Source organism: Amycolatopsis sp. NBC_01286 (assembly GCF_035982555.1).
Taxonomy (GTDB): Bacteria; Actinomycetota; Actinomycetes; order Mycobacteriales; family Pseudonocardiaceae; genus Amycolatopsis.
The window spans coordinates 2,083,941-2,110,748 of the sequence record NZ_CP108428.1 but is presented as its reverse complement, the minus strand read 5'-3'; the positions used below and the strand labels follow the sequence as shown (position 1 = coordinate 2,110,748).

Here is a 26,808-nt window from a genome sequence, read left to right as displayed (position 1 = left end):
GGTCCGGTGCCGAGACTGATCCACTTGAACGGGCCGTCCGGGATCGGGAAGTCGACGATCGCGCAGCGGTACGCCGAGCTGCGGCCGGGGGTGCTGAACCTCGACACCGATCGCGTTGTCTGCCTGATCGGTGGGTGGCGGGACACCTTCTTCGAGACGTTCAAGGCCGCGCAGGTGCTCACCGTCGCCATGGCGGAGGCGCACCTGCGGACCGGGCACGACGTCGTCATGCCGCAGCTCGCCACGCGCGTCAGCGACGTCGAGGCCTTCGAGGCCGCCGCCGCGCGGGCCGGGGGTGAGTACCGGGAAATCGTGCTGACCGCCGAAAAGCCCATTGCGCTGGAGCGGTTCGCCGCGCGGGTGGCGAGCGGGACGAACAGTGGCGTCGACGACGTCGTCCAGGGGCGGGGTGGGGCCGCGGTCGTGGCGCGGATCCACGACCAGCTCGCCGCCTACCTCCCGTTGCGGCCCGGCTGTGTCGTCGTGCGGACCGATGGGTGTGCTCCCGGCCAGACCTACGACGAGGTCGTCGCCGTGCTCTGAGTCGGGGTCGGGTTCACTGGGTCCATGGCGGCGATTCCGGAACTGGCCCTGCGGCAGATCGAACGGTGGTGCGCTCAGCGGGTACCCGAGCGGGTCCTGGACCAGGTCCGGGTCGAGTGCCGGACCCGGGGCCGGACGGTCACGATCCTGGAGTGCCGCGAGCCCTGGTCGCCGGAAGCCGGGCCTGAGTGGACCGAACAGAAGATCGCGCAGTTGCGTCTCGACGAGCACGGGATCTGGTCGGTGCGCTGGGCCGATCGCAACGGCAAGTGGCTGACCTACCCGGACGCGCCGGTCGCCAGTACGCCGCCGCCGTTGCTGGCCGAGATCGATCGCAATCCCAACGGGATCTTCTGGGGTTAGCTCGGCGAGGGCGGGGGGAAGCGCAGCTCGTTGCGGTCGATCTTCGCGTGCGCCGCCTCCGTGAGGTCGATGCCCAGGCGGTCCGCCAGCTGGAGCAGGTACAGCGTGACGTCGGCGATCTCGTCCAGGACGTTCTTCTCCAGCGCGGGATCCGTGCGCCACGCGTCGGATTCCTCCGGTGTCAGCCACTGGAACAGCGAGGTCAGCTCGCCCACCTCGCCCGACAAGGCCATCGCCAGGTTCTTCGGGGTGTGGAACGGCTCCCAGGAGCGGGCGGCCGCGAAGTCGCGGAGGCGCTGGGTCACGTCGTCGAAGGTCACCGGGGTGATTGTCCTCGGGCGGTCACGGACCGCTAACGGCCGTATGGCGGACTGGCGTTGACCGGTGAATCTCTCACTCAATAGGTTGACCACCGTCGGGATGGTTGCGGGGCCAGGTGCTGGGAAGGGAACGTACTTGAAGTACCTGCGATCCGTGCGTGGACGCATGCTGGGCATCGCGTTCATCCCCGGGTCAGCTCTCGTCGTCGTCGCTTTGGTGATCGCGGGTTTCCTGGTCCACCAAGCGGTCCGGACGCGTGAGCAGGCGATGGACACGGCCGCCGCGGCCGATCGGACGGCTCGGGCCGTGGTCTCCCTGCAGGGCCAGCGGGCGGCCGCCATGGCGACGCCCGACCACCGGTCCTCGGCGTACGCGATTTTCACCCAGCGGATCGACACCGCGATCGCGGGTCTTCGCGACTACGCGCGCCGCGCGCCGGACGCGGAATCCGGGTACCAGCAGACCACCGCGATCCAGCTGCTCTCCGTGGCCGAAGGCATGTACCGCGCCGATTCCCTCGCGCTGGCGGGGCTCGACGACGTGACGCGGCGGTCGTTCGTCCTGGCCGTCGCCGCCTACCGGGCCGAGCTCGCGCAGGTCTCCGGGCAGCTCACCGAAACCGGCCGGGAGGCCTACGAGGCCGTCACCCGCAGCGCCGACTGGAGCAGGCTGGCCGCCGCCGAAGACGCGCTCGCGGCCGCCGAACCGTTGCCCATCCCCGAATCCACGTGGCGCGGTGCCGCCTACACCGTCTCGCTGCAGCTCGGCCAGCTCTACACCCGGCAGAGCCAGTACGCCGTGCAGCTGACCCTCGACGACGGCCGCCGGACCCTCGCCGGCGCGCTCGCGGCGAGCACCGGGATCCTGCTCGGCGCCGTGCTCCTGCTGCTCGTCGTCCGGCGGCTGGTGGCGCGGGTGCCGGTGCCGGTCGTGCCGATCATGGTGCCGACGATCCACCCGGCGGCTCACACGGCGATCCCGCGGCCCCGCCACACACGGTCACCGGTGCCGCGGGAACCCGAGCCGTGGCCGATGAAAGCCGTGTTCGAAGGCCTGCGACGCCGATGAGGCGCTCACCGAACGTCATCGGCTACTCCGAAAAGAGCACGCGGTTGGCCCACACGCCACCTTGTCACCGTGGGGCAGACTGGTGCGCGTGAGTCCCCCCTCGGATCTTCGCCCCTACCTGCGCACTTTGGACGCGGAGACGCTGGCGGACCTGTTGCACGCCCAGGCCGAGCGTGACCCTGAGCTACGCCATTCACTCGAACTGCGGGCCGCGACCCAATCCGGTGACGTCAGTGAGGCGCACCGGCTCCTGGACACCGCGGTGTCCGACGGGAACGTCGAATACACCGCGAAAGTCGGCGCGGTCCTCGACACCCTGCGGCGGATGCTCGACGCCGGCAGCCGCGCCGACCTCGCGCCGCTGGCCCGCCGCACGGTCGACGACATCAGCGCGATGTACGAGCAGGCCGGTGACCACCCTGGCGACCTCGGCGATCGGCTGGACCGCGCCGTCGAGATCTACGCCCGCGCGTGCACCGCCCGGCCGCCGGACCCGGAGAAGCTGGCCGACTGGATCCTCGAGGTCGAGTTCGACGGCCCCGGCCGCCCGGTGATCGACCTCGCCGAGTTCGCGACGGCGCTGGGCGAACCCGGCCTCCGCCGGATCAAGTCCACTGTGGACGACGTACTCGCCGCGAGCGGGCCCGGCCACCGGCGCGACGTGGCCGAGCGGTTGCAGGAACAGCTGGCCGAGGTGCTCGGCGACGTCGACGGGCTGGTCGCGATCCTGTCCGCCAAGCCGCCGCGCGTCGACGTCAGCCTCAAGATCGTGCGCGTGCTGCGGGCCGCGGGCCGGCACAGCGAGGCCATCGCGCACGCCGCCCGCGCGCTCACCCCGCACAAGCACCTCCAGCCACCACACCAGCCGCCGCCACCCCAAGAGCCCGAAGCGGACGACGACGTTTCGCGGCGCCGCAAGGAGTTCGACGAGCGGCCCGGCCGCGAGACCTACACCGCGCTGCGCGAAGCCGCGACGGACGCGGGGAAGTGGCCGGTCCAGCGCCGGGCCGCGCTGGCCCGCCTGCGCGAGCTGGCCGCCGACGGCGTCGAGCGCGCCGACGAGCTGGCGCGCGTCCTGATCGAGGACGGCCGGCCCGACGAGGCCTGGCGCGCCTGCGTCCGGTTCGAGGCATCGCCGCAGGTCAGGCTCGACCTGGCCGAGCTGCGGTCGGCCGAGCACCCGGCCGAGACGATCCCGGTGTTCCGCGCGGCGGTCGACGAGCTCATCGAGCGCAAGGACCCGCAGTCCTACCAGGAGGCCGCGCGCCGGCTGAAGCTGTTGCGCACCTTGCACAAACGCGCCGGGACCCCGGACGAATTCACCGCTTACGTCGGCACGCTGGTGGAAACCCACAAGCGGAAAACGCGGCTGATCACGGAAATCCGCGCCGCGCGCATCGCCCTGCCGAAAGCCGTAACCTCGCCGCGCGCGGCTCGTTGACCGGCTGAACCGGTTTGCACGTGCATCGCCGGCATCGAGCCCGCCAAGGCGGTCACACCGCTTCTGGCCAGTGATGTCGCGGTGGCCCTGTTCCGCTGTCCGGCTCGGCGCCTCCCCGTCGAGCGGCCGGTGGGACCCGCGCCAGGGCCACCGCGACCTGCTCGCCGAGCGTGCATGAAAACATGACCTCATGAGCCCGGTGAGTCGCGCCCGCAAGAAGGCCCCCCAACCCGTCACGCACAGCGTGACCGGTCTGTTCAAGGACGTCCTGAACGACTTTTCGGCGATGGGCGCCGACCCGGCGCCGGTGGACGTCGAACTGCTCGCCTCCGAGGTGCTCGGCCAGTTCCACGACGTCCCGCTCGAAGACGGCGAAGAGCCGCTCGGCCTGGAGCTGATCGCCTTCGCGCAGCGCAAGATCACGCCGGGCGCGGCCGCGCTGCTGGCCGCGCTGGCCGTCGTGGCGGAGACCGACGTCGAGCGCAAGGCCGCCGACGCCGGCCTGGAGACCGTTCTCGGCCGCGGCATCCCCGCGCCGCCGTGGGCCGGCGGGCTGGGCCGCGTCACCGCGGGCGAGTGCTGGCGCACCGGTGACGTCTACGGCGACGAGTCGTCCCTGCTGATCGTGTTCGGCCACGGCGACCAGGTGCACGGCCTGCTCGCGCTGCTGGACTTCACCGAGGGCGGCCGGGTGCGCGACCTCGTCGTGATCGACCAGCCCGGCGAGGTCCTCAAGGAGATGCGGGAACAGGCCGAGGCCGACCCGGAGCTGGTCGTGCTGGAAGCGGTCGACCCCGCCGACGCGCACCGCATGATCGCCGACGGCCTCGACACGACCGACCACCTCGACGAGGCCGACGTCAGCGAGGACTACGCGCGCTTCCACGCCGTCGCGCTCACCTGGTGCCGCGCGCTGCCGGAGCCGTCGCTCGTGCCCGAGGTGGCCGAGTGGTCCGGCACCGAGCGGGCCGCCGTCGTCGAGCAGTTCGTCGTGGCGAGCGGCGAAGAGGCCGGATCGGCGCGCGCGATCGGCGGCTTGCTGCTGGAGCACGGCCTGCGCACCGACCCGGCGAACCCGCTGCGCGTCGGCCCGGAGAAGCTGGCGCGGTTCCTCGAGGGCCTGCTGGGCGAGGAGTACGAGCTCGACGCCGAGCACGAGGAAGCCGTCGAGCCGGTGGTGCTGGCCTGGGCGCAGTGGGCGGCCGGGCGCGACGGCCTGACCGAGACCGCGACGGCGGCGCTCGAAGAGGCCGTCGCCGAGTACCTGGGCGAGTACAACGACGAGGACGACTCCCCGCTCGAGCGCTACTTCGGCGACGTCGGTGACCTGTCGCCGTCCGAGCTGGCCGACGCGCTGGAACGCCGGATGTTCGCCGTGCCGTCGCTGACGGCGGAGATCGGCGACGAGGAGGTCGACCTCGACCCCGGCGACCCCGAGCAGCGGCGCGCGCTCGTCATCGCCGAGGCGGACGAGGACGAGGAAGAAGAGCGCTTGGTGCTGCGCGCGACCGTCGTCGACCAGCTGTGGGAGGACGAGCCCGTCGAAGCCTGGCAGGCCGTGCAGCGCCTGCAGGAGGGCGAGCTCGACCGCGTCGAGATCTTCGACCGGCTGATCGACGCGCTGGCGGGCACCCTGCTCGAATCGGAAGAGCTCGAGTACGACGCCGACGGTTACCTGGAGGCCCTGGCCGAGCTGGCCTGAGTCAGGGGAGGGGGCCCGCCGGTTCGACGGGCTTGGTGCGGTGGTGCCGCTCCTGGAGCTTGTCGTCGAAGTCGACGACGAACGCCCCGGCGGCCATCGCGATCAGCAGGGCCAGACCGAGCACCGCACCGACCCACGTGAGGATCATCGTGAACATCGCGGGCCTCCTCCCCAGCTCAGAGCCGTTTTCCTGACTCCTTCAGGGTCGCTTTCGGAACCGGTTGCCGGTATCGGCCAACCGGTTACGGCTGCGGGGGTCGCCTCGGCCGATCGGCCGGCAAACGTGAGCTGAGAGCCACCACGCGTGCTCGGCCGTTCGCCCACAGTGGAAAAGACGACATGTGGGTGAACGGTCGCGGTGACAGCGTCAGAGTTTGCGGAGCCGCACCCGGTTGATGGTGTGGTCGGCGTCCTTGCGCAGCACCAGCGTCGCCCGGGGGCGGGTCGGCTTGATGTTCTCCATCAGGTTGGGCTCGTTGATGGAGTGCCACAGGTGCCGCGCCTCGGCGCGGGCCTCGTCGTCGGGCAGGCCGGCGAAGTGGTGGAAGTGCGACGCCGGGTCCGCGAACGCCGTGTGCCGCAGCTTCAGGAACCGCTCGACGTACCAGCGCTGGATGTCGTCGGTGTGCGCGTCGACGTAGATCGAGAAGTCGAACAGGTCCGACACCGTCAGCCGCGGGCCGGGCTGCAGCACGTTCAGGCCCTCGAGGATGAGGATGTCCGGCCGCTGCACGACCTGCTCCTCGCCGGCCAGGATGTCGTAGGCGAGGTGCGAGTACACCGGCGCGGCGACGCGCTCGGCGCCCGACTTGACCTCGGTGACGAACCGCAGCAGCGCGCGGCGGTCGTAGCTCTCCGGGAAGCCCTTGCGGTGCATGATCCCGCGGCGCTGCAGCTCGGCGCCCGGGTAGAGGAACCCGTCGGTGGTGACGAGGTCGACGCGCGGGTGGTCCGGCCAGCGGGCGAGCAGCGTGCGCAGGACGCGGGCGGTGGTCGACTTGCCGACCGCCACGCTCCCGGCGATGCCGATGACGTACGGGACCTTCGTGCCGCGGGAGTCGTCACCGAGGAACGTCGTGGTCGCTTCGTAGAGCCGCTGACGCGCGGCGACCTGCAGGTTGATCAGGCGGGAGAGCGGGAGGTAGACGTCGGCCACCTCGGCCAGGTCGACCTGCTCACCGAGGCCGCGCAGGCGCAGCAGCTCTTCCGCCGTCAACGGCAACGGCGTCGAACTTCGCAGTTCTTTCCACTGTTCCCGGTGCAGCTCGACATAGGGGCTGAGTTCGCGGACCCGGGTCATCGCACACTCCTCCGGCCGTCGCCTGCACTGGCGGACGTTCACCTGCGTCCGTCAACGGTAGGGCTTGCGGCCGCCGATCGCGCTGTGATGTCCACCCCACCGGGTGGTGCTCACCTGGAGTGACGGAAGACGTCGTCCCACGCGGCGGCGACCTGACGCGCGCACGTCGCGGGGTCCACGCCGCCGATTCCGGTGCCGAGCCCGGGCATCGCGATCGTCTCGACGGCTTCGCGCACCGGGCCGTCGTCGAGCACGCCGTCGCGCCACTTGAGGAAGACCGCGCGGGCCGCCAGGTAGGGGTGCACGGTGTCGGCGGGCAGCACCTCGCCGGGCTCCCGCATGGTCGGCGCGCTGATCAGCCAGGCCGGCCCGGCCTCGCCCGTCGGCACGATCACGGCCTCGCCGATCGGCAGCTCACCGCCGTGAAACGCCAGCACGGCGCTGCGGACGGACTGCTCCACGCCGGGGAACGCCCGCGCGTAGACGGCGTCGATGCCGCCGCGCATCCGGCCGTAGGAGTTGGCCGGGCTGACCACGGCCTGGGCGAGGACGTCGAGCACCGACCCGCGGTGCACCCGGATCCGGCCGCCCAGCGAGCGGGTGGCGGTGGTCCAGGCGGTGGCGAGCGGTTCATCGACGGCGCACAGCACCAGCTCCGGGGACCGAGGGGAAACCGGCGGGTGGGCGCCCTCGTGGCCGGCGTGCGTGCCCGAGTCGGCGGTCACCCGTCCAGCATCGCAAAAAATGCCACCCGGCGTAACCGGGTCACGTACCGGCTGTCCGAGTGAATGTGGCCACGCCCGGGCCCCGTAACCTGGGTGTTGTGTCACGGATCGCATACTTCGGCCCCCAGGGGACCTTCACCGAGCAGGCCGCGCGGGTCCTCGCCGGCGGCGAGGAACTGATTCCCGTCGAGACCGTCCGGCTGGCCATGACGGCCGTCCGCACGGGCCAGGCGGACGCCGCGTGCGTCCCCATCGAGAACTCCGTCGAAGGTGTGGTGCCCACGACCCTCGACGCGCTCAGCGAGTCGACGCCGCTGGTCGCGATCGCCGAAACGATCCTGCCGGTCCACTTCAGCGTGCTCACCCGGCCGGGTGACCGCGAGATACGGACCGTCGCCAGCCACCCGCACGCGCTCGCCCAGGTCCGTGACTGGCTGGAGGCGAACCTGCCGGACGCGAAGCCGGTGGCGGCGTCCTCGACGGCGGCGGCCGCGGTCGGCGTGCTCCAGGGTGACTTCGACGCCGCGGTCTGCGCGCCTGTCGCGGTCGAGCACTACGACCTCGAGGTGCTGGCCACCGAGGTCGCCGACGTCACCGACGCGGCGACCCGGTTCCTGCTGGTCCGCCCGCCGGGCGACCTGCCCGAGCCGACCGGCGCCGACCGGACGTCGGTGGTGGCCGCGGCCGTGAACCGCACCGGCACGCTGGCCGAGCTGCTCACCGCGCTGGCCGACCGCGGGATCAACCTGACCCGGCTCGACGCCCGGCCGACGCGCAGCAACTTCGGCGAGTACCGCTTCTTCATCGACTTCGAGGGCCACGTGGCCGAGCCGCGGATCCTCGACGCGCTCACGGCGTTGCGCCGGCACTGCCGCAACCTGCGGTTCCTCGGCTCGCACCCGCGGGCCGACGGCACCCGGACCACGCTCGAGCCCGGTTTCGGCAACGACGACTTCGTCGACGCGGCCGGGTGGGCCGACGCCGTCCGCAAGGGGGACCTGGCGTGAGGCTGCTGCTCATCCGCCACGGCCAGACCGACGGGAACGTCCGCGGCGCGCTGGACACCGCCCTGCCCGGGCCGCCGCTGACCGAGCTGGGGCAGTCGCAGGCCGCGGCGCTCGCGGGCCGGCTGGCCGAGGAACCGCTGGTCGCGGTGTACGCGTCGCGGGCGACCCGCGCCCAGCAGACCGCCGCGCCGCTGGCCGCGCAGTTCGGGCTGGACGTGCAGGTCGTCGACGGCGTGCACGAGGTCGGCGCCGGCGATCTGGAGGGCGCCACCGACCACGCGTCGATCCGGACCTACATGGACACCGTGAAGAAGTGGACGCTCGGCGAGCTCGAACCGGCGCTGCCGGGCGGCGAGAACGGCACGAGCGTCCGCACCCGGATGCTCGACGCCGTCGGCCGCCTGCGCGCCAAGCACGAGCAGGCCGACCCGGACGGCGTCGTCGCACTGGTCAGCCACGGTGGCGCGATCCGCCTCGGCGCCGAGTGGCTGGCGCCCAACGTCCACGCCGACGTCGCCAACGCGGCCCTGATCCCGAACACGGGCATCGTCGAGCTGCAGGCCCGGCCGGACGCGCAGTGGTTCTGCCTCACGTGGGTCGACACGCCGCTCTGACATCCCGCCCTGACACGCCTGGGTGAGTTCGGCGGGTTGGCGCAGGTCATCGCCGGGTACTTCGGACAAGATCCGCATAGGGTTCGTGAGTGATTCACGGGCGGAAACAACCTGGTGGGGTGCCCGTGCGTCCACCCACCAGTAGCACCCAGTACCAGGGAGGCGAGTGACATGGTTCGCACGAGGCTTTCACGGTTGTTCCCGGTCGTCGCGGCGTCGGCGGGCGTCCTCGCGCTTTCCGCCTGCGGTGGCGGCGGGACGACGCCGGCGGCGAGCAGCTCGACCCCCTCGACGTCCGAGTCCGCCACCTCCTCGACGGCCCCCACGGCGACGCCGAGCACCAGCAACCCGGCGCCGGCCACGTCACCGACCGCCGCGCCGGTGGACAACGGCCTCTGCAAGTCCGGGGACGTCAAGCTCGCGCTCGGCCAGGGTGACGCCGGCGCCGGCTCGCTGTACCGGTCGCTGGTCATCACGAACGCCAGCGGCAAGCCGTGCGAGATCCAGGGCTTCCCCGGGGTCTCCTACGTGGGCGGGACCGACGGGCACCAGGTCGGCAAGGACGCCTTCCGCGAGGGCACCAAGGGCAACGCGGTCAAGCTGAACCCGGGCCAGAGCGCGGCGGCCGACATCCAGTTCGTCAACGTCCGGAACTTCGACTCCGCCACCTGCCAGCCGACCGAGGTCAAGGGCCTGCGGATCTACCTGCCGCAGGAGACGGCGTCGAACTTCGTGCCGGCCCCGGGCACCGGCTGCGCCAGCACGAAGATCCCGGGCAACCAGCTCGCGGTGAAGACGGTCCACCCGTCCTGAGCCGCTAGATGCGGGCGCAGATCTCTCGCGCCTGTACCAGGTGCCGCTGGCCGGAGATGTCGTTGAAGTGCAGGCTCAGCACCATCCGGCTGACCCCGTCGATGTGGTCGGCCAGCGGCTGGTAGTTCTCGTTGACCTGGGCGGCCGCCGCCGAGAGCTCGCGGGCGGCGGTGACCCGGTGGAGCCGTTCGGGCGTGAGCCCGGGCGTCAGCGCCGGCTGCGTGTCACGGCTCGTGTCGGGCAGGTCGCCGACGCGGTCGAGCGCCTGGCACGCCGCGAGGGCGTCGTCCAGCGCCCCGGCGTGCACCCCGGACAACCCCCAGAGCAGGCCCAGCACGCCGCCACCCAGCACGAACCCGGCCACCGCGCAGAGCACCAGCAACCGGCGCGACGGCGGCGCGGGGGCCGCGACCTCGCCGGGTTCGGCCGAAATCTCTTCGTAGTCGGGACCGGCGTCGGTGCCGGTCCCGGGGTCCACGGTGCGCATATCAGCCTCCCACCACCTGGGTGATGAGACATTCCAGCTCACATTCGCGGATCCTGGTGCGGAAGCGCCCCGGCTGAGGCCGATTCGTCATCCGGCGAGCGGTGCGGTCAGCCCCAGCCGAGCTCGTGGAGCCGGGCGTCGTCGATGCCGAAGTGGTGGCCCAGCTCGTGCACGACCGTGATGAGGACTTCCTCGACGACCTCGTCCTCGTCCTCGCACATCGACAGGATCGGCTGCCGGTAGATCGAGATCCGGTCGGGCAGTACCCCGCCGTACGACGACGTGCGCTCGGTCAGCGCGATCCCGTGGTAGAGCCCGAGGATGTCCGGCGCCTCGTCGTTGAACTCCTCCACCAGCACGACGACGTTGTCCATCGCCTTCGCGAACTCCGCCGGCACCTCGTCCAGGGCCTCCGAGACCAGCTCCTCGAACCGCTCCCGGCTCATCTCGACGGGCATCAGCCGTTCTGCTTCGAGGTCGGCGGCGCGCTCGAGCTCGGTGGCGCGGAGCTCGACGTCTCCGGGCCGCCACCGCCGTCGGACGGCGGGCCGTCGGCGGGCGGGCCGTCACCCGGCTGGCCGCCGTCGGTGCCCGCCGGCGCGGCCTTGATGCTGCCGGTCACGGCCTGCAGGCCGCTGCCGTCGGGGAGCTTCGCCGCCACCTTGCAGTTGACCTTGCTCGACCCGGCGTCCCAGCTCTCCTGCTCACGCAGGTCCCAGGTCAGGATGAGGTGCTTGGCGTCGAGGTCGGCCCCGCCGGTGTAGTCCGCGGCCGACTTGGTGCATTCGGTGTCGAGCCAGGTCTTCTGGTCGTCCTGCTTCGGGTAGCCGTCCTTGAACTTCGACTTGAGGTCGAGGGTCGCGATGATCTCGTAGGAGTGCGGCTTCGTGCACTCGACCGGGTCGCCGACGCCCTTGCCGAGCAGCCCGAGGCAGGCGCCGGGCTCGAAGACCAGCGACTGGTCCTGCTCCTTCGCCGGGCTGGTGGTCGGCAGCAGCTTGCCGCCGGGGCCGGCCCACTGCAGGCCGCAGCGCAGCTGGCGGTCGCCGTCGTCCCACTGCGACGCCGTCGGGCGCAGCAGGTTCGTCGTGAGCTTTCCGTACGGATCGAGGTTGTGCCCGAGGTACGGCTTCACGTCGGCGGTGCACTTCTGCTGCGCGATCTGCTGCCACTGGTCCAGCGTCGGGGTCGGCGCGCCCTCCGGGAACTGGGCGCCGATGTCGACGAGCGTGGTCACTTCGAACAGATGTGGCTGGGTGCAGACGACCTTGCGCGCGTCGCTCGCATCCGGGTTGTCCCAGGTCAGGCAGCTGCCAGGAGGCGAGTGGAAGGCCTCTTCGGCGGCCGCCGACAGCTTGCCGGCCCCACCGCCGGCCCCGCCTGCGATGCCGTCGCTCCAAGAGAAGACGACACTGAGGGCGAGCGCGATGAGCGCGCCCGCGAAGATCCCGCCCATCACGACGCGGGTGCGCAGCGTCTGCGTGGCGGTAGGGAACCGATCGGCGCTGGAAGACATCGCAGTCCATGATGCCCGCGTCGCGCGCGACGTGCGCGATCCGGGTGGTTAGGGTGGTCACGGTTTCGTGGTGGCCGGTGATTACGGAGCGTATATGACGCAGGACAACAACACTGGGGACCAGCCGCCCCCGGAGCCGCCGAAGCGCGGTTCCATGAGGTTCCAGGACTCCAGCACGCAACGGCGCGAGCCTTCGCTCGCCGAACAGCGGGCCCGCCAGCAGGCGGTCGCCCAGGAAGAACGCGACGAGGAACTGGCCCGTCAGGCGGACGCCAAGGCGGCCACCCGGCGCAAGATCCTCATCGGCAGCGGCGTCACGGTCGGGCTCGTCGGCCTGGTCGCGACGTTCTACTCGGTCGCGAAGCCGGCCGGTGACGTCACCGCCGTCTGCACCGACTCGAACGGCATCGTCCAGGGCGACGACAACTGCGACGAGAACTACGTGACCAGTCACGGCGGGTACTCCAGCGGTGGCTTCCTGTTCCTGCCGATCGGCGGGGGCGGTTACAACAGCTACCGCTACAACTACGGCGGCTCCGGCACCATCGGGCAGCGCGTGTCCGGCGGTTCCTTCGACGCGCCGTCGTCGCGCACCAACGTCAACACCAAGTCGGGCAAGTCCGTCCAGCGCGGCGGCTTCGGCATCAGCGGCAAGAGCGGCAGCACCGGCGGGACCGGCGGCAGCGGCAAGAGCGGGGGATCCTAGGTGTACCGGGACCGGCGTGAGCCGCGGCGCGACTGGCAGCGGATCGTCGAGGAGCAAGGGCTCGTCTACGGCACGCCGGCCCGTGACAGCAGCGGCCGCGTGCGGCCGTACTGGGACGAGTCCGTGCACTACGTCTTCGAGATGGACGAGGTGCTCTCGCTCGAAGCCGACGTCGAACTGCTGCACTCGATGTGCCTGGAAGCCGTCGACAACGTCGTGACGACCGAGGGCTACCAGCGGTTCGGCATCCCGGAGTGGGTCTGGCCGCACATCGCCGAGTCGTGGAAGCGGCAGGACCCGCACGTCTACGGCCGGTTCGACCTGCGCTACGACGGCCGCTCGCCCGCGAAGCTGCTCGAGTACAACGCGGACACGCCGACCACGCTGCTGGAGGCGTCGCTGCTGCAGTGGCACTGGAAGACCGACGTCTTCCCGGACGACGACCAGTGGAACTCGATCCACGAGAAGCTCGTCGAGCGGTGGTCGTCGCTGCAGGAGAAGCTGCCGTCGAACGAGCTGCACTTCACCTGGTCGGCGGCCGACCCGAGCGGCGAGGACAACGTCACCACGGCGTACCTGCAGGAGACGGCGGCCGAGGCCGGCCTGGACACCGTGGGCCTGGCGATCGAAGAGGTCGGCTGGGACCCGGTGCTCAAGCGGTTCGTCGACCTCGAAGAGCAGCAGATGGCGACCGTGCTGAAGCTGTACCCGTGGGAGTGGCTGGTCGACGAGGAGTTCGGCCGCAACGCCGTCGAGTCGCTGCCGCGGACGCTGTGGGTCGAGCCGCTCTGGAAGATGATCCTCTCCAACAAGACGCTGCTGGCGATCCTGTGGGAGAACTACCCGGGCCACCCGAACCTGCTGCCCGCGTTCGCCGACGACCCCGGCCTGCTCACCGAGTACGTGCGCAAGCCGAAACTGGGCCGTGAGGGCGCGAACGTCCAGATCGTCGCCCCCGGCTACGAGACCCAGACCGACGGCGTCTACGGCGCCGAAGGCTTCGTCTACCAGGCGTTCGACCCGCTGCCCGAGTTCGACGGCTACCGGCCGGCGCTCGGCGCGTGGATCGTCGGCGACAGCTCCGCGGGGCTGGGCATCCGGGAGACCGGCGGCCTGGTCACCGACGACGGTGCCGCATTCGTCCCACATCGCATCCCCGAGTCGTGATACAACACCGCTGCTGATCAGCTCTTTTCTCTGGGAGACAACTCGTGAACACGACCCTTGCGCTGTCCGACACGTTCGGCTCCGACCTCGTGCGGGGGATCGGCGCGATCCTGCTCTACGGCGTCATCGGCCTGCTGCTGATGTTCGCCGGCTTCTACGCCATCGACTGGACCACGCCCGGCAAGCTGTCGAAGCTGGTCACGCAGGGCCTGCCGAACGCGGTGATCGTGACCGCGTCCGGGCTGCTCTCGATGGCGTTCATCGTCGTCGTGGCGATCTTCAACTCGGCGAGCGACCTCACCGAGGGCCTCATCACCTCGCTGGTCTACGGCCTGCTCGGGATCGCCGTCCAGGTGATCGCCGTCCGGCTGCTGGAGTGGGCGACCCGCATCGACGTGGCGTCGACCATCGAGAGCGAGAAGTTCGCCCCGGTCAGCATCGTCGTCGCGGCCGCGCACATCGGGCTTGGCCTCGTGGTGGCGGTCGGCATCTCCTGACCTTTCGCGCATCCAGGTGAGCCGGGCCACGTCCGTGGCCCGGCTCTCTTGTTCCCACTAGCGTGGAGTTCGTGCGCCTGCTGAGGACACCGGACGACCGGTTCACGGACCTGCCCGACTTCCCCTTCGAGCCGCGGTACGTCGAGCTCGACGACCCGCACGGCGGCGTCATCAGAGTGGGTTACGTCGAGGCCGGCCCCGCGGACGGCCCGCCGGTGCTGCTGCTGCACGGCGAGCCCAGCTGGTCGTACCTCTACCGCAAGATGCTGCCGGTGCTGGCGGCCGCGGGGCTGCGCGCCATCGCGCCGGACCTGGTCGGTTTCGGCCGGTCCGACAAGCCCGGCGACATGGTCGACCACACCTACGCCCGGCACGTCGAGTGGATGCGCGGGTTCGCCTTCGACGCCCTCGACCTGCACGACGTCACCCTCGTCGGCCAGGACTGGGGCGGCCTGATCGGCCTCCGCCTGGTCGCCGAGCACCCGTCACGGTTCGCGCGCGTCGTGGCGTCCAACACGGGCCTCCCGACCGGCGACCACGACATGCCGCCGGTGTGGCACGCGTTCCGCGAAGCCGTCGAGAAGGCCCAGGTGCTGGACGTCTCGCGCTTCGTCCAGTCCGGCTGCAAGTCGCCCCTGCCGGCCGAGGTGCGCGCGGCGTACGACGCGCCGTTCCCGAACGAGATGTACAAGGCCGCGCCCCGGGCGATGCCGGGCCTGGTCCCGTTCCGCCCGGACAACCCGGCATCCGCGGCGAACCGCGCCGCGTGGGAGGTCCTGACCGAGCTGGAACTGCCGTTCCTGGTGGCCTTCTCCGACGGCGACCCGATCACGGGCGGCTTGGCCCCGGTGCTGCAGGCGTCGTTGAAGGGCGCGCAGGGGCTGACGCACCCGGTGATCGCCGGGGCGGGCCATTTCCTGCAGGAAGACGCGGGCGAGGAGCTGGCCGAGCACGTGGTGCGCTTCATCCGGAGCTGAGCAGCCCCCGATTTCCACGCTACCGGGACGGGCCGACAGTTCCGCTCGCCCGAAAGCCGTGAAGGCCTCCTTACCGGCTCTTATGGCCGGTAAGGAGGCCTTCACGGCTTTTCCCGACCCCGGGTTGTCGGGGGTGCTCGCTAGGCTGGAATCGGGGGCTGCTCAGGTCAGGCGAGTGCCGCCTGGGTGGCTGCCAAGGCGTCCACCAGGATGTCCAGGCCCTCCTGGGCTTCCTCCGCCGTCAACGTCATCGGCGGGCCGAGCCTCAGGACGTTTCCGTGCAGGCCGCCCTTGCCGATCAGCAGGCCGCGCTTCTTCGTCTCCTCCAGCATCCGGGCCGCCGCGGCGACGAAAGGCTCCGTCGTGCCCGGCTTGATCAGCTCGATGCCGATCATCAAGCCCTTGCCGCGGACCTCCGCCACCAGCGGCGACGAAGCCGCCCGCAACCCCGAGAGCAGCTGACGGCCTCGGGCCGCGCAGTTCGCCTGCAGGTCGTGGTCCTTGATGTAGTCCAGCACCGCCGTCGCGCCCGCCATCGAGACCGGGTTGCCGCCGAACGTCGAGAACGACTGGGCCTGGAAACAGTCCAGCACGTCGCCGCGGGCGACCACGCCGCCGACCGCGAGGCCGTTTCCCAGGCCCTTCGCGAACGTCATCATGTCCGGCGTCACGCCGTGCGCGTCGATGCCCCAGAAGTGCTCGCCCGTGCGGCCCCAGCCCGTCTGGACCTCGTCCGAGATGAACAGCACGCCGTAGGAGTCGAGGACTTCCTTCATGGCGCGGAACAGGCCGTCCGGCGGGAGGCTGAACCCGCCGACGCCCTGGATCGGCTCGGCGATCAGGCAGGCGACGTCGCCCGCGGTCGCCGTGTCGAGGACGTCGACCAGGTCGGCGACGCAGGCGTCGATGTACGCCGCGTCGGACAGGTCGCGGAAGGGGCTGCGGTAGCGGTAGCCGCCGTGGACGTAGTTGACCTTGACCGGGCTCAGCGCCGACGCCGACCAGCCGCGGTTGCCGGTGATCGCGACCGTCCCGAAGGACCGGCCGTGGTAGGAGTTCCGCATCGCCAGCACCTGGTTGCTGCGCCGGAACTGCGTCGCGAGCATCAGCGCGGTGTCGTTGGCTTCACTGCCGGAGTTCGTGAAGAAGACCTTCGCGTCCGGGATGCCGGACAGCGAAGCGATCCGCTCGGCCAGCTCGACCTGCGAGCGGATCAGGTACAGCGTCGAGGTGTGCAGGATGCCGGTGTCGAGCTGCTTGCGGACCGCGTCGCCGATCTCGGCGACGTCGTAGCCCATCGAGTTCGTCAGCACGCCGGCGAAGAAGTCGAGGTAGGTGCGGCCCTGCGAGTCGGTCATCCGCCGGTCGTGCGCGTGCACGATCTCGATCGGCTCCTCGTAGAGCAGCGACATCCAGGACGGCATCACAGCGCGGTGGCGGGCGAGCAGCTCGTCGGTCATCGGGGCGCCTCCTCGGGGTCTCCTTGGAGTATGGGGAGCCCGCGAACCGAGCTTCAACGATCAGACTGTCGGGACAACCGCTGACGGGCGCACAGTCTGTACGGACTACCCTCTGTCTTCGTGATTGACCCCAGGACTCTGCGCGATGACCCGGAAGCCGTGCGCGCGTCGCAGCGCGCCCGTGGCGAGGACGAAGGAGTGGTCGACAAGCTGCTCTCCCTCGACTCCCGGCGCCGCTCTTCGATCGCGGCCGCGGACAAGCTGCGCAACGAGCAGAAGATCCTGGGCAAGCAGATCCCGAAGGCGCCGCCGGAGGAGAAGCAGCAGCTGCTGGCCACGGCCAAGGAGCTCGCCGCTCAGGTGAAGGCCGCCGAGGCCGAGCAGAACACGTCGTCGGAGGAGTTCGACCAGCTCTTCCGCACCGTGCCGAACCTGGTGCACCCGGACGCGCCGATCGGCGGCGAGGACGACTTCACCGTCGTCAAGCACGTCGGTGAGCCCACGAAGCTCGGCTTCACCCCGCGCGACCACCTCGAGCTGCTCGAAGCGCTCGGCGGCGTCGACATGGAGCGCGGCGCGAAGGTGTCGGGCTCGCGGTTCTACTTCCTCACCGGCGTCGGCGCGCAGCTGCAGCTCGGCCTGCTCAACATGGCCATCGCCCAGGCGCTCGAAAACGGCTTCACGCCGATGATCACGCCGTCGCTGGTGCGTCCGGAGATCATGGCCGGCACCGGCTTCCTCGGGCAGCACTCGAGCGAGATCTACCACCTCCAGGACGACGACCTGTACCTCGTCGGCACGTCGGAGGTGCCGCTCGCCGGCTTCCACGCCGACGAGATCCTCGACCTGAACGACGACGCGAAGCGCTACGCGGGCTGGTCGTCCTGCTACCGCCGCGAGGCCGGCTCGTACGGCAAGGACACCCGCGGCATCATCCGCGTGCACCAGTTCGACAAGGTCGAGATGTTCGTCTACACCAAGCCGGCGGACGCCGAGGCCGAGCACGCGCGGCTGCTGGACTGGGAAGAGCAGATGCTGGCGAAGATCGAGGTGCCCTACCGGGTCATCGACACCGCCACCGGCGACCTCGGCACGTCCGCGCACCGCAAGTTCGACTGCGAGGCGTGGGTCCCGAGCCAGGAGGCCTACCGCGAGCTGACCTCGACGTCCAACTGCACGACGTTCCAGGCCCGCCGCCTCTCGGTCCGCTACCGCGGCGAGAACGGCAAGCCGCTGATCGCCGCGACGCTCAACGGCACGCTGGCCACCACCCGCTGGATCGTCGCGATCGTCGAGAACCACCAGCAGGAAGACGGCTCCGTGCGCGTGCCCGAGGCGCTGCGCCCGTTCGTCGGCGGCAAGGAAGTCCTCACGCCCCGCTGATTTGGGGTTATGCCAGGTGCGCACCCGTTCGGCCCAGTAAGGTCCGGGCCGAACGGGAGGACGCATGCGCATGAAGTGGCAGGCCGTGGCGGCCATCGCGGCCGCGGTCGTGGTGACCGGCTGCACGGTGACGGTCGGCGGGTCGGCGTCGCCGGTGCCGGGCCAGGGGCCGGTGACCAAGGTCGTCGACGCTTGTTCGCTGCTGACCCCGGAGCAGGTCGACGCCCTCGGCTACCAGGGGGCGGGCCGGTCGGTGCCGAGCGACAAGTCGCGGAACCAAGCGGCCATGTGCCTCTGGAACTCGAAGGACGACGCCGAGATGTCGTCGGTGCTGAACGTCGGCATGGCGGTGGACATCAGCATCGACGAGTACCTCGCCGGCGCCGTCCCGAAGTCCTCGCCGGAGCGGATCGGCGGCTTCAGCTGGACGCAGTACGCGTCGATCCTGGCCGGCGACTGCTCGCTCTACACCGTGCTGGGCGAGAAGTCGTTCGCCTACGTCAGCGTCTCCGGCACGGACCTGGCCAAGTCCTGCGCGCTGGCGAAACCGGCGATCCCCCAGGTCGCTTCGCACCTGCCGGGCGGCCAGGACGCGCCCTCGATCACGCCGTCGACGTCGGCGAAGCCCGAGCCGGGCGGCCCGCTGCTGTCGGTCGACCCGTGCACGCTGATGAAGCCGGACCAGCTGGCGCAGCTGAAGAACATCTCGCCGAGCGGCGAGAAGACCGTCTCGACCGTGGTGCCGAACTCGTCCTACTGCCTGTGGGACGACACCGACGGCGACGACGGCCAGAAGGCGTTCGAAGTCTGGGTCGGCCCCAGCACCCCGGTGGCCGAGTGGCCGGGCACGCAGGACGTCCAGCCGACCGAGACCGTCGACGTCGGCGGCAAGAAGTGGGGCGTCTTCCCGAACATGGGCGGCCTGCGCGCGACCTGCGGCGCGACCCTGCCGGTCACGGACACATCGTCGGTGCAGGTGGTCAGCGGGTTCATCGGCGACGACACCAAGACGTGCGACGTCGTCAAGCAGGGCCTGCCGCTGGTGACGGCGAACCTGCCGGGCTGAACCTCAGGCCGAGACCTGGTCCGCGATGTGGCGCGCGATCTCCAGCGCGCTCGTCGCGGCCGGCGACGGCGCGTTCAGGACGTGCACCTGGTCGCGGGCGGTCTCGATGAGGAAGTCGTCGACGAGCGAGCCGTCGCGGCGCATCGCCTGCGCGCGGACGCCCGAGCCGTGGCGGACGATGTCGTCCTCGGTGACGGCCGGGACGAGCCGGGCGAGGCTGGCGGCGAAGCGCTTCTTCGAGAACGAGCGCCGCACCTCGTCGAGCCCGGTCGGCAACGCGTACTTCTTCGCGAGCCGCCAGACGCCGGGGAAGGCCGCGACCTCGGCGATGTCCTTCGCGGAGAAGTCGGCCCAGCGGTAGCCCTCGCGCCGCAGCGCGAGCACGGCGTTGGGGCCGGCGTGCACGCTGCCGTCGAGCATCCGGGTCAGGTGCACGCCGAGGAACGGCAGCGTCGGGTCCGGCACCGGGTAGATCAGGCCCTTGACCAGGCCGCGGCGTTCGGGCTTGAGCTCGTAGTACTCACCGCGGAACGGCACGATCTTCGCCGACGGTGTCAGCCCGGCCAGCCGCGCGACGCGGTCGGAGTGCAGGCCGGCGCAGTTGACGAGCCCGTCCGCGACGATGACGTCGGACCCGGTCGCGACCTCGACGCCGCCGTTCGCGCCGGCCCGGATGGCCATCGCGGGGCTGTTCAGCCGGAGGTCGACGCCGGCTTCGTCGAGCAGCCGCACAAGGGCCGCGCAGACGGCGGGGAAGTCGATGATCCCGGTCGACTCGACGCGCAGCGCGGCGACGCAGGACACCTCGGGCTCGTACTCCCGCGCTTCGGCGGGTGAGATCTTCTTGGCCGGGACGCCGTTGGCCTCGGCCCGCTCGGCGAGCGTGTCGAGCGCGGGGATCTCCTTCTCGTCGGTGGCGACGACGAGCTTCCCGCACACCTCGACCGGCACGCCGTACTGGCGCGCGAAGTCCACGATGGACCGGTTGCCGGCGACGGACATCCGCGCCTTGAAGGAGCCGGGCTTGTAGTAGAGCCCGGCGTGCACGACGTTCGAGTTGTGCCCGGTCTGGTGAGCCGCCCACCGCGGTTCCTTCTCCAGCACGGTGACGTCCAGCCCGCGCCTGGTCAGCTCCCAGGCCACAGCCAGACCGACGATCCCGCCCCCGACGACCACCACGTTGCGCACGATCGACCAGGCTACGCGAGTCCCTGGCGCGCGCCGCCCCTGGCGTTACCTAACGTCCGTCAGGTAAGGTACCTAACCGATGTCAGGTAAGCGGTTGACCCGGGAAGCGCGGCGCGAGCTGATCGTCGCCGCGGCCGCCGAGGTGTTCGCCTCGGCGGGCTACGCCGCGGCCGGCATGCGCGAAGTCGCGGCAGCGGCCGGAATCAGCACGCCGGTGCTCTACGACCACTTCCCGGCGAAGGCCCAGTTGTACGCGGCCCTGCTGGAGTCCGAAGTGGACGAGCTGCTGGCCGGCTGGGCCGAGCTGCCGCTCTCGGATGACCCGGAAGTGTTGCTGCGCAGCCGCGTGTCGGCGATCTTCGCGTGGATCGAAACCCACGAGCGCGGCTGGCGGATGATCTTCGCGGAGCCGCCGTCGGACCCGGCGGTCGCGGCGACGCACCGGGCCGGCCAGGACCGGGCGACGGCCAACCTGACGGCGTTGTTCCGCGGCATCCCGAGCCTCGACCTGACCGCCCGCATCCCGCGCGAGCTGGCCGACGAGGTCCTGGCGGACGCGAGCAAGAGCGCGCTGAACGCGGTGGCGACGTGGTGGTGGCGCCACCGGGAAGTCCCGCGCGACGAGGTCGTGGCGCTGACGGTAGACCTGTTGTGGCGCGGCCTGGCCACGCTGACCAAGGGGGAGCGATGAGCACCGAGACCTACCGGCTCGCGGCCGAAACCGGCGACGCCGGCTTGGCGATGACGGCGTTCGCCCCGGACGCGGTGCTGCACTCACCGCTGACTTCGCGGGTGCGTTTCACCGGGCACACGGAGCTGCGAGCGCTGATCGAGGTGGCGTACACCCACCTGACGGAGATCCGCTTCCACACGGACGTGGGCGACGACCGGACCCGCGTGGTCGTCTACACCGCACGCATCGGCGGCGAGCCGATCGAGGAAGCCGCGCTGCTGCGGCTGAACTCCGCCGGCTTGATCGAAGAGGTGACGTTGTTCGTGCGGACGTTGCCGGGGCTGGTGGCGTTGATGGACCGGTTCGGCCCGGACATCGCCCGGCGCAACGGCCGCCGGTGGGCCGCGCGGGTGCTGAGCGTGCTGACGAAGCCGTTGCTGGCGATGGTGAAGTCGGGGGACCGGTACGCGGTCCCGCTGGTCAGTCCGCCAGCCCGGCCGTCGTGAGCGCCTTCTGCGCGCTCATCCCCAGTCCGACGCCGTAGGCCCGCTCGAAACCGGCCGCTCCCAACGACTCCCGCACCCGGGCCCGGACGGCCGAGGCGTCCGGGTCGCCGCTGATCGCCGTGCCGCGGACCGCCGCCGCGGCGCCCAGCAGCACCGCCGCCTGGTCCGGGTGGGTCGCCGCGCCGGCCAGGCCCTCCAGCGCGAACGCCACGACGTCGCCCGCGTGCCAGTGCCGGCCCAGCAGCAGCGCCTTCCGGTGCGACTCGGCCGCGTCGGAGACCCGGCCTTCCGTCAGCGCCAGCCAGCCCAGCGAGATCAACGCGCGCGCGTGGGCCGTCTCCGCCGCGAACGACCCGCCTTCGCACTCCGCCAGCGCGCGTTCGCAGAAGGCGCGTGCCGTGGCCAGGTCGCCGGCCAGCCGGGACAGGTCGGCCAGGCCGACGTAGGCCGCCGCCCGGGACTCCGGCATGCCCGAGCGGCGGGCGGTCGACGCGGCCAGCTCGTAGTCCGCCCGCGCGCCGTCGTGGTCGCCCTGCAGCACCCGGGTCCAGGCGCGGCGCGTGATCAGGTCCGCGACGTCGTCCGTCGCGCCCAGTTCGTGCATCAGGGCCAGCGACTCGTCCATCTTCACCAGCGCCTCGGCGTGCTCGCCCCGCCAGCTCAGCAGCTGGGAAAGGTGGTCCAGCGCCATCGACAGGCCCCACCGCTCGCCCAGCGCCCGGAACTGCACGGCGCCTTCGCGCAGGCCTTCCTCGGCCTGGCGGAGGTCGCCGGTCATCATCGACCGCAGGCCGAGGCCGGTCGGCACCAGCGCCCAGCTCCACGCGTCGCCGTGGGCCAGCATCGCCTCGCCGCGCCCGTACAGCTCCGCGTCGTCGGCCGGCGGTCCGACCACCACCGCCAGCACCATGATCAGCATCGGATGCCGCGGCATCCACATCGAGTCCCGGGCGTACCGCTGCGCCATCGGCACGTGCGGCGCGAGCGCCTCCTCGTTCGGCATGCCGGCCAGCGCGGTGAGCAGGCAGAGCAGGAACTCCTCGAGGTACTCCGCCCGCACCTCCGGCCCGCAGCGCTTGACGACCTCCAGCGACACCACCGCGCCCTCGAACCGCCGGCCGCGCATCCACCAGTACATCGCCAGCGGCGTGACCATGCGCAACGCGATCACGACGTCCGCCTCGGCCGCCCAGCGCAGGGCCGCGAGGATGTTGTCGTAGTCGGCGTCGATGCGGGCCAGCCACTCCAGCTGCGCCGCCGTCCGCAGCATCGGGTCGGCTTCCTCGGCGAACCGCAGGAAGTACTCGGCGTGCGCGCGGTGCAGGGCGTCCGTCTCGCCCGCTTCGTCGAGCTTCTCCGCGCAGAACGCGCGGATCGTCTCCAGCATCCGGAACCGCCCGCCGACGGCCTCGACCAGCGACTTGTCGGCCAGCTCCGGCAGCAGGTCGACGTCCGCGCCGCACACCTCGGCGGCCGCGGCTACGGTCGCGCCGCCGGGGAACACCGTCAGCCGCCGCGCGAGTTCCCGCTCCTCGTCGTCGAGCAGGTCCCAGCTCCATTCGACGACGCCGCGCAGCGACCGGTGCCGCTGTTCGGCCGTGCGGCTGCCGCGCGCGAGCAGCCGGAACCGGTCGTCGAGCCGGGCCGCGATCTCGCCGGCCGGCAGGAGCCGGACGCGGGCGGCGGCAAGCTCCAGGGCCAGCGGCAGGCCGTCGAGGGCGGCGCAGATGTGCTGGACGTCGCCGATCGTCGACTCGTCGACGGTAAACGCGGGATCGCTCGCGGCCGCGCGGTCGGCGAACAGCCGGATCGCCGCGAACTCGCCGGCTCGCGCGGCGGACGTCCCGGGCGGCGGCACGGCCAGGCGCGGCACCGGCGCCAGCTGCTCGCCGGTGATGCCGAGCGGCTCGCGGCTGGTGGCCAGCACCCGCAGCCCGGGGCACGCGCCGAGCAGCCGCCCGGCCAGCCGGGCCGCGACGTCGACGACGTGCTCGCAGTTGTCGAGCACCAGCAGCGTCGTGCGGTCGCGCAGCGCCGCGATCAGCCGGTCGGCGGGGTCCTGCGCCTCGCGTTGCCGCAGCGGGGTGTCCCGCAGGCCCAGCGCGGTCAGCACCGCGCCGACGACGTCCGCGGGCCCGTGCGGCGCCAGCTCGGCGAAGGCGACCGGGCCCGTCTCGGTCGCCGCGACCTCGACGGCCAGGCGCGTCTTGCCGGTGCCGCCGGGCCCGGTGAGCGTCACGAGCCGGGCGCGCGCCAGCAGCTCCGAGACCTGCCGCAGCTCGTCGTCACGGCCGACGAAGCTGGTCAGCTGCGCGGGCAGCGCCGAGATCGCCGGCTTCTCGGTTTCGCCGCGAAGCACCGCGAGGTGCGCTTCGGCGAGCTCCGCGCCGGGGTCGGCGCCCAGCTCGTCGGCCAGGGTGCGGCGGGCGTCCTCGAACGCGGCCAGCGCGTCGGCGGACCGGCCCGCGGCGTGCAGCGCCCGGACGAGCTGCACGCGCGGCCGTTCCCGCAGCGGCCGCTCGGCGACGGTCTCGCGCAGGCCGGCCAGGACGTCTTCGGCCTGGCCCATGGCCAGCCGGGCCTCGACGTGGTCGTCGGCCGCCTCGGCCCGCAGCTCGTCGAGCCGGGCGGCCTGGGCGGCGGCGAACGGCGCGTCCGCCAGGTCGCTGAACGCGGGTCCGCGCCACAGCGCCAGGGCCTCGCCCAGGACGTCCGCGGCGGGCGAGCCGGCCTTCAGCAGCGCGCGGCCTTCGCGTGCGAGACGCTCGAAGCGGTGGACGTCCACTTCGTCCGGTTCGACGACCAAGCGGTAGCCCGCGGCGGTGAACTCGACCGGCGCCAGGTCCTTCAACGCCGTCCGCAGCCGTGACACCTGGGACTGGAGGGCGTTCGCCGCGCCGTCCGGCGGCTCCTCGCCGTACATCCCGTCGATCAGCCGCTCGGCCGGGACGAAGCGCCCGGCTTCGAGGGCGAGCAGGGCCAGCAGCGTGCGCGAGCGCGGACCGCCCACCGCCGCTGGTGCGCCGTCCGGGTGCCACGCGGTGACGGCCCCCAGGACCCCGAATCGCATGCGCCCAGCGTAGGGCGTGGTCAGGCGCATGGTGGGGGTCACTCGAAAGAGGGGTTCGGCGTGGGCCTGTGAATCAGCTGAGCGTACGTATATACACTTCGCCGGGTCCCCACGCAATGGGAGAGGTATGTCGCCCGACAGCATTGCCCTAGGTCAGCCGACCGTCGGCGAGGAAGAGCTCGCCGCCGTCGCCGAAGTCTTCCGCTCCGGCTGGCTGGCCGGGGCCGGTCCCGCGTGCCGCCGGTTCGAGGAACGGTTCGCGCAGGTCACCGGCACCGCGCACGCGCTGACCACCGCGAACTGCGGGTCGGCGCTGTTCCTCGGTCTCAAGGTGCTCGGCGTCCAGCCGGGCGACGAGGTGATCGTCGGCGACTACACCTTCCCGGCGACCGGCCACGCCGTCGTCCAGGCCGGCGCGAAGCCGGTCTTCGCCGACATCCGCCCGGACGTCTTCAGCGCCGACCCGGCGCACATCGAAACCCTGATCACCCCGCGCACGGTCGGCATCCTCGCCGTCGACGTCGCGGGCCAGCCGGGCGACTTCGACGAGTACCGCGCGATCGCCGACAAGCACGGCCTCTGGCTGTTCGAGGACGCCGCGTGCGCCGCCGGCGCGACGTACAAGACGCGCCCGGCCGGCAGCCTCGCCGACCTGGCCGCGTTCTCCTTCCACGGCCGCAAGGGCATCACCGCGGGCGAAGGCGGCGCGCTGGTCTCGGACCGCGAAGACCTCATCGCGCACGCCCGCAAGCTCCACACGTACGGCATCGAACCGGCGATCAGCCGCGAAGGCTCCACCACGCTGCCGATCCCGGAGTTCCACGAGCTCGGCTACAACTTCCGCATGTCGGACGTCCAGGCCGCGATCATGAACGTCCAGCTCGACCGCCTGCCCGACCTCCTCGCCGCCCGCCGCTCGGTGGCGAAGCGCTACCACGAGGCCTTCGACGACGTCGACGCGCTGACCGTCCCCGTCGAGCTGCCCGACCGCGAGCACCCGTGGCAGGCCTACCTGCTCACGGTCGCGCCGGAGGTCAGCCGCGACCGGCTGGCCCTGCGCATCCGCGAGCAGGGCGTCCAGTGCAACTTCGGCACCTACGCTTCCCACCTCCAGCCGATCTACGGCCCCCAGACCCCGCTGCCCGTGTCGGCCGACGCGTTCGCGCGTCAGCTCGCCATCCCCATGCACGCCAACCTGACGGACGCCGAAGTGGCGCGCGTCGGCGAGGTCGTGCGCGCCGCCGTGCAGTCCCTGTCCTGAAGCCACCGACCGAGGAGAATTTGGTGTCCGACAAGAAGGTCCTGTTCACGGGGGCCGGTGGTTTCATCGCCGCACACGTAATCCCCTTGCTCATCGAGGGCGGCTACACCGTCCGCATCTTCGACAACATGACCCGCGGCGACCGCGCCCGCGTCAACGAGTTCGTCGCCACCGGCAAGGTCGAGCTGGTCGAGAAGGACGTCCGTTACGGCGGCGCGGTGCGCGAGGCCATGCGCGGCTGCACCCACGTCATCCACTTCGCCACGGTCTCGATCAACAAGTCGATCGCCGACCCGCACGAGTCGTTCGACATCAACATGACCGGCAACCACAACGTGTTCGCCGCGGCCGCCGACGAAGGCGTCGAGCGCCTGGTGTTCGCGTCGACGGCGTCGGTCTACGGCGAGCCGAAGCGGCTGCCGATGCACGAGGACGACGAGCTCAAGCCGCTCACGCCGTACTGCATCTCGAAGCGCGCCGGCGAGGACATGCTCGGCTTCTACGAGCGCCAGAAGGGCCTGTCCTGGAACGCGTTGCGCTTCTTCAACGTGTACGGCCCCGGCCAGAAGATCGAGGCGTACTACACCTCGGTGATCAACCACTTCATCCAGCGCCTGCGCGCCGGCCAGCCGCCGATCATCGACGGCCGCGGCGACCAGTCGATGGACTTCGTGCACGTCACCGACCTGGCGCGGGCCGTCGTCGCCGCGCTGGAGTCCGAGCAGGCGAACCTGCCGATCAACATCGGCACCGGCATCGACACCTCGATCGCGGCGCTGGCCAAGATCCTGATCGAGGCCGTCGGCGTCGACGTCGAGCCGCTGTTCAACGAGCGTGACGTGCTGGTTTCGCGGCGCGCCGCCGACATCACCCGCGCCCGCGACGTGCTCGGCTGGGAGCCGCGGATCACTGTCGAAGAAGGCATGCGACAGCTGGTCAAGGACTCCGAGTGAG

28 protein-coding genes are annotated in these 26,808 nt (G+C 71.4%); 18 read left to right on the top strand and 10 right to left on the bottom strand.

All coding sequences use genetic code 11. The features are described from left to right. Window positions 1–6 precede the first annotated feature (6 nt). Window positions 7–543, top strand: a complete 537-nt coding sequence (locus tag OG570_RS10290) for an AAA family ATPase (protein ID WP_326956353.1) — start codon at window positions 7–9, stop codon at window positions 541–543. 24 nt (window positions 544–567) lie between these two features. After that, entirely contained in the window at window positions 568–906 is a 339-nt protein-coding gene (locus OG570_RS10285) for a DUF3024 domain-containing protein (RefSeq protein ID WP_326956352.1), read from the top strand. On the opposite strand, the gene OG570_RS10280 is transcribed toward OG570_RS10285, so the two are convergent. Beyond that, on the bottom strand, window positions 903–1,226 hold the full coding sequence (locus OG570_RS10280) for a nucleotide pyrophosphohydrolase (protein WP_326945569.1): 324 nt from the start codon (window positions 1,224–1,226) through the stop codon (window positions 903–905). The genes OG570_RS10285 and OG570_RS10280 overlap by 4 nt on opposite strands. 136 nt (window positions 1,227–1,362) lie before the next feature. Between OG570_RS10280 and OG570_RS10275 the strand changes: the two genes are divergently transcribed. From OG570_RS10275 to OG570_RS10265, 3 genes are all read left to right on the top strand, one after another. Next, window positions 1,363–2,295: a nitrate- and nitrite sensing domain-containing protein gene (locus tag OG570_RS10275; protein ID WP_326945570.1), complete on the top strand. Its 933-nt coding sequence runs from the start codon at window positions 1,363–1,365 to the stop codon at window positions 2,293–2,295. Between the two features lie 88 nt (window positions 2,296–2,383). After that, complete coding sequence (locus tag OG570_RS10270; RefSeq protein WP_442788261.1) at window positions 2,384–3,736, top strand: DUF6880 family protein; 1,353 nt, start codon at window positions 2,384–2,386, stop codon at window positions 3,734–3,736. Window positions 3,737–3,926: 190 nt separating this feature from the next. After that, window positions 3,927–5,438: a hypothetical protein gene (locus OG570_RS10265; protein ID WP_326956351.1), complete on the top strand. Its 1,512-nt coding sequence runs from the start codon at window positions 3,927–3,929 to the stop codon at window positions 5,436–5,438. Window position 5,439: 1 nt separating this feature from the next. Here the strand turns inward: OG570_RS10265 and OG570_RS10260 are convergent, their stop codons facing one another. The 3 genes from OG570_RS10260 to OG570_RS10250 all read right to left on the bottom strand — a co-directional run bounded on the left by OG570_RS10260 (window position 5,440) and on the right by OG570_RS10250 (window position 7,463). Then, on the bottom strand, window positions 5,440–5,595 hold the full coding sequence (locus OG570_RS10260) for a hypothetical protein (RefSeq protein ID WP_247059869.1): 156 nt from the start codon (window positions 5,593–5,595) through the stop codon (window positions 5,440–5,442). A gap of 210 nt (window positions 5,596–5,805) precedes the next feature. Beyond that, a complete protein-coding gene (coaA, locus tag OG570_RS10255) occupies window positions 5,806–6,738 on the bottom strand; it encodes a type I pantothenate kinase (RefSeq protein ID WP_247059870.1) in 933 nt (310 codons plus the stop codon). A 110-nt stretch (window positions 6,739–6,848) separates the two neighbouring features. Then, window positions 6,849–7,463, bottom strand: coding sequence for a macro domain-containing protein (locus tag OG570_RS10250; protein WP_326956350.1), 615 nt, complete (start codon window positions 7,461–7,463; stop codon window positions 6,849–6,851). Window positions 7,464–7,561: 98 nt separating this feature from the next. Here OG570_RS10250 and pheA point away from each other — a divergent pair, with 98 nt between their 5' ends. From pheA to OG570_RS10235, 3 genes are all read left to right on the top strand, one after another. Beyond that, window positions 7,562–8,470 carry a prephenate dehydratase gene (pheA, locus tag OG570_RS10245; RefSeq protein ID WP_326956349.1) on the top strand — a complete coding sequence of 303 codons (909 nt, stop codon included), beginning with the start codon at window positions 7,562–7,564 and terminating at the stop codon, window positions 8,468–8,470. Then, on the top strand, window positions 8,467–9,084 hold the full coding sequence (locus OG570_RS10240) for a histidine phosphatase family protein (RefSeq protein WP_326956348.1): 618 nt from the start codon (window positions 8,467–8,469) through the stop codon (window positions 9,082–9,084). Before pheA ends, OG570_RS10240 begins: the two co-directional genes overlap by 4 nt. Before the next feature lie 171 nt (window positions 9,085–9,255). After that, window positions 9,256–9,897 (top strand): DUF4232 domain-containing protein, encoded by a 642-nt coding sequence (locus OG570_RS10235; protein WP_326945574.1) that lies wholly within the window; start codon window positions 9,256–9,258, stop codon window positions 9,895–9,897. Between the two features lie 4 nt (window positions 9,898–9,901). On the opposite strand, the gene OG570_RS10230 is transcribed toward OG570_RS10235, so the two are convergent. From OG570_RS10230 to OG570_RS10220, 3 genes are all read right to left on the bottom strand, one after another. Continuing rightward, on the bottom strand, window positions 9,902–10,384 hold the full coding sequence (locus tag OG570_RS10230) for a hypothetical protein (RefSeq protein ID WP_326945575.1): 483 nt from the start codon (window positions 10,382–10,384) through the stop codon (window positions 9,902–9,904). A gap of 107 nt (window positions 10,385–10,491) precedes the next feature. Further along, window positions 10,492–10,842 carry a metallopeptidase family protein gene (locus OG570_RS10225; protein ID WP_155548455.1) on the bottom strand — a complete coding sequence of 117 codons (351 nt, stop codon included), beginning with the start codon at window positions 10,840–10,842 and terminating at the stop codon, window positions 10,492–10,494. Further along, a complete protein-coding gene (locus OG570_RS10220) occupies window positions 10,842–11,900 on the bottom strand; it encodes a septum formation family protein (protein WP_247059878.1) in 1,059 nt (352 codons plus the stop codon). The genes OG570_RS10225 and OG570_RS10220 overlap by 1 nt, the downstream gene beginning before the upstream one ends. A gap of 154 nt (window positions 11,901–12,054) precedes the next feature. Here OG570_RS10220 and OG570_RS10215 point away from each other — a divergent pair, with 154 nt between their 5' ends. The 4 genes from OG570_RS10215 (at window position 12,055) to OG570_RS10200 (ending at window position 15,247) form a co-directional block, all read left to right on the top strand. Beyond that, window positions 12,055–12,606 (top strand): hypothetical protein, encoded by a 552-nt coding sequence (locus tag OG570_RS10215; protein ID WP_326945576.1) that lies wholly within the window; start codon window positions 12,055–12,057, stop codon window positions 12,604–12,606. Continuing rightward, the gene (locus OG570_RS10210) at window positions 12,607–13,773 is read left to right on the top strand and encodes a glutathionylspermidine synthase family protein (RefSeq protein WP_326945578.1); all 1,167 of its coding nucleotides are present in this window, start codon (window positions 12,607–12,609) and stop codon (window positions 13,771–13,773) included. 44 nt (window positions 13,774–13,817) lie between these two features. Beyond that, complete coding sequence (locus OG570_RS10205) at window positions 13,818–14,270, top strand: DUF350 domain-containing protein (protein ID WP_247059881.1); 453 nt, start codon at window positions 13,818–13,820, stop codon at window positions 14,268–14,270. A 71-nt stretch (window positions 14,271–14,341) separates the two neighbouring features. Further along, window positions 14,342–15,247, top strand: coding sequence for a haloalkane dehalogenase (locus OG570_RS10200; protein WP_326956347.1), 906 nt, complete (start codon window positions 14,342–14,344; stop codon window positions 15,245–15,247). A 167-nt stretch (window positions 15,248–15,414) separates the two neighbouring features. Here the strand turns inward: OG570_RS10200 and OG570_RS10195 are convergent, their stop codons facing one another. Continuing rightward, window positions 15,415–16,707 (bottom strand): aspartate aminotransferase family protein, encoded by a 1,293-nt coding sequence (locus OG570_RS10195; protein WP_326956346.1) that lies wholly within the window; start codon window positions 16,705–16,707, stop codon window positions 15,415–15,417. Between the two features lie 120 nt (window positions 16,708–16,827). Here OG570_RS10195 and serS point away from each other — a divergent pair, with 120 nt between their 5' ends. Continuing rightward, window positions 16,828–18,090: a serine--tRNA ligase gene (gene serS, locus OG570_RS10190; protein ID WP_326956345.1), complete on the top strand. Its 1,263-nt coding sequence runs from the start codon at window positions 16,828–16,830 to the stop codon at window positions 18,088–18,090. A gap of 64 nt (window positions 18,091–18,154) precedes the next feature. Continuing rightward, window positions 18,155–19,156 carry a DUF3558 family protein gene (locus OG570_RS10185; RefSeq protein WP_326956344.1) on the top strand — a complete coding sequence of 334 codons (1,002 nt, stop codon included), beginning with the start codon at window positions 18,155–18,157 and terminating at the stop codon, window positions 19,154–19,156. A 3-nt stretch (window positions 19,157–19,159) separates the two neighbouring features. Here the strand turns inward: OG570_RS10185 and lhgO are convergent, their stop codons facing one another. After that, a complete protein-coding gene (gene lhgO / locus OG570_RS10180) occupies window positions 19,160–20,344 on the bottom strand; it encodes an L-2-hydroxyglutarate oxidase (protein ID WP_326956343.1) in 1,185 nt (394 codons plus the stop codon). A gap of 94 nt (window positions 20,345–20,438) precedes the next feature. On the opposite strand from lhgO, the gene OG570_RS10175 reads away from it, so the two are divergent. Then, window positions 20,439–21,035 (top strand): TetR/AcrR family transcriptional regulator, encoded by a 597-nt coding sequence (locus OG570_RS10175; protein ID WP_326956342.1) that lies wholly within the window; start codon window positions 20,439–20,441, stop codon window positions 21,033–21,035. Next, window positions 21,032–21,523, top strand: a complete 492-nt coding sequence (locus OG570_RS10170; RefSeq protein WP_326956341.1) for a nuclear transport factor 2 family protein — start codon at window positions 21,032–21,034, stop codon at window positions 21,521–21,523. The genes OG570_RS10175 and OG570_RS10170 overlap by 4 nt, the downstream gene beginning before the upstream one ends. Here OG570_RS10170 and OG570_RS10165 read toward each other — a convergent pair. Then, window positions 21,498–24,593: a BTAD domain-containing putative transcriptional regulator gene (locus tag OG570_RS10165; protein WP_326956340.1), complete on the bottom strand. Its 3,096-nt coding sequence runs from the start codon at window positions 24,591–24,593 to the stop codon at window positions 21,498–21,500. The genes OG570_RS10170 and OG570_RS10165 overlap by 26 nt on opposite strands. Window positions 24,594–24,720: 127 nt before the next feature. Between OG570_RS10165 and OG570_RS10160 the strand changes: the two genes are divergently transcribed. Continuing rightward, window positions 24,721–25,854 carry a DegT/DnrJ/EryC1/StrS family aminotransferase gene (locus OG570_RS10160; protein WP_326956339.1) on the top strand — a complete coding sequence of 378 codons (1,134 nt, stop codon included), beginning with the start codon at window positions 24,721–24,723 and terminating at the stop codon, window positions 25,852–25,854. A 23-nt stretch (window positions 25,855–25,877) separates the two neighbouring features. Further along, window positions 25,878–26,807, top strand: coding sequence for an NAD-dependent epimerase/dehydratase family protein (locus OG570_RS10155; protein ID WP_326945588.1), 930 nt, complete (start codon window positions 25,878–25,880; stop codon window positions 26,805–26,807). Window position 26,808 lies beyond the last annotated feature (1 nt).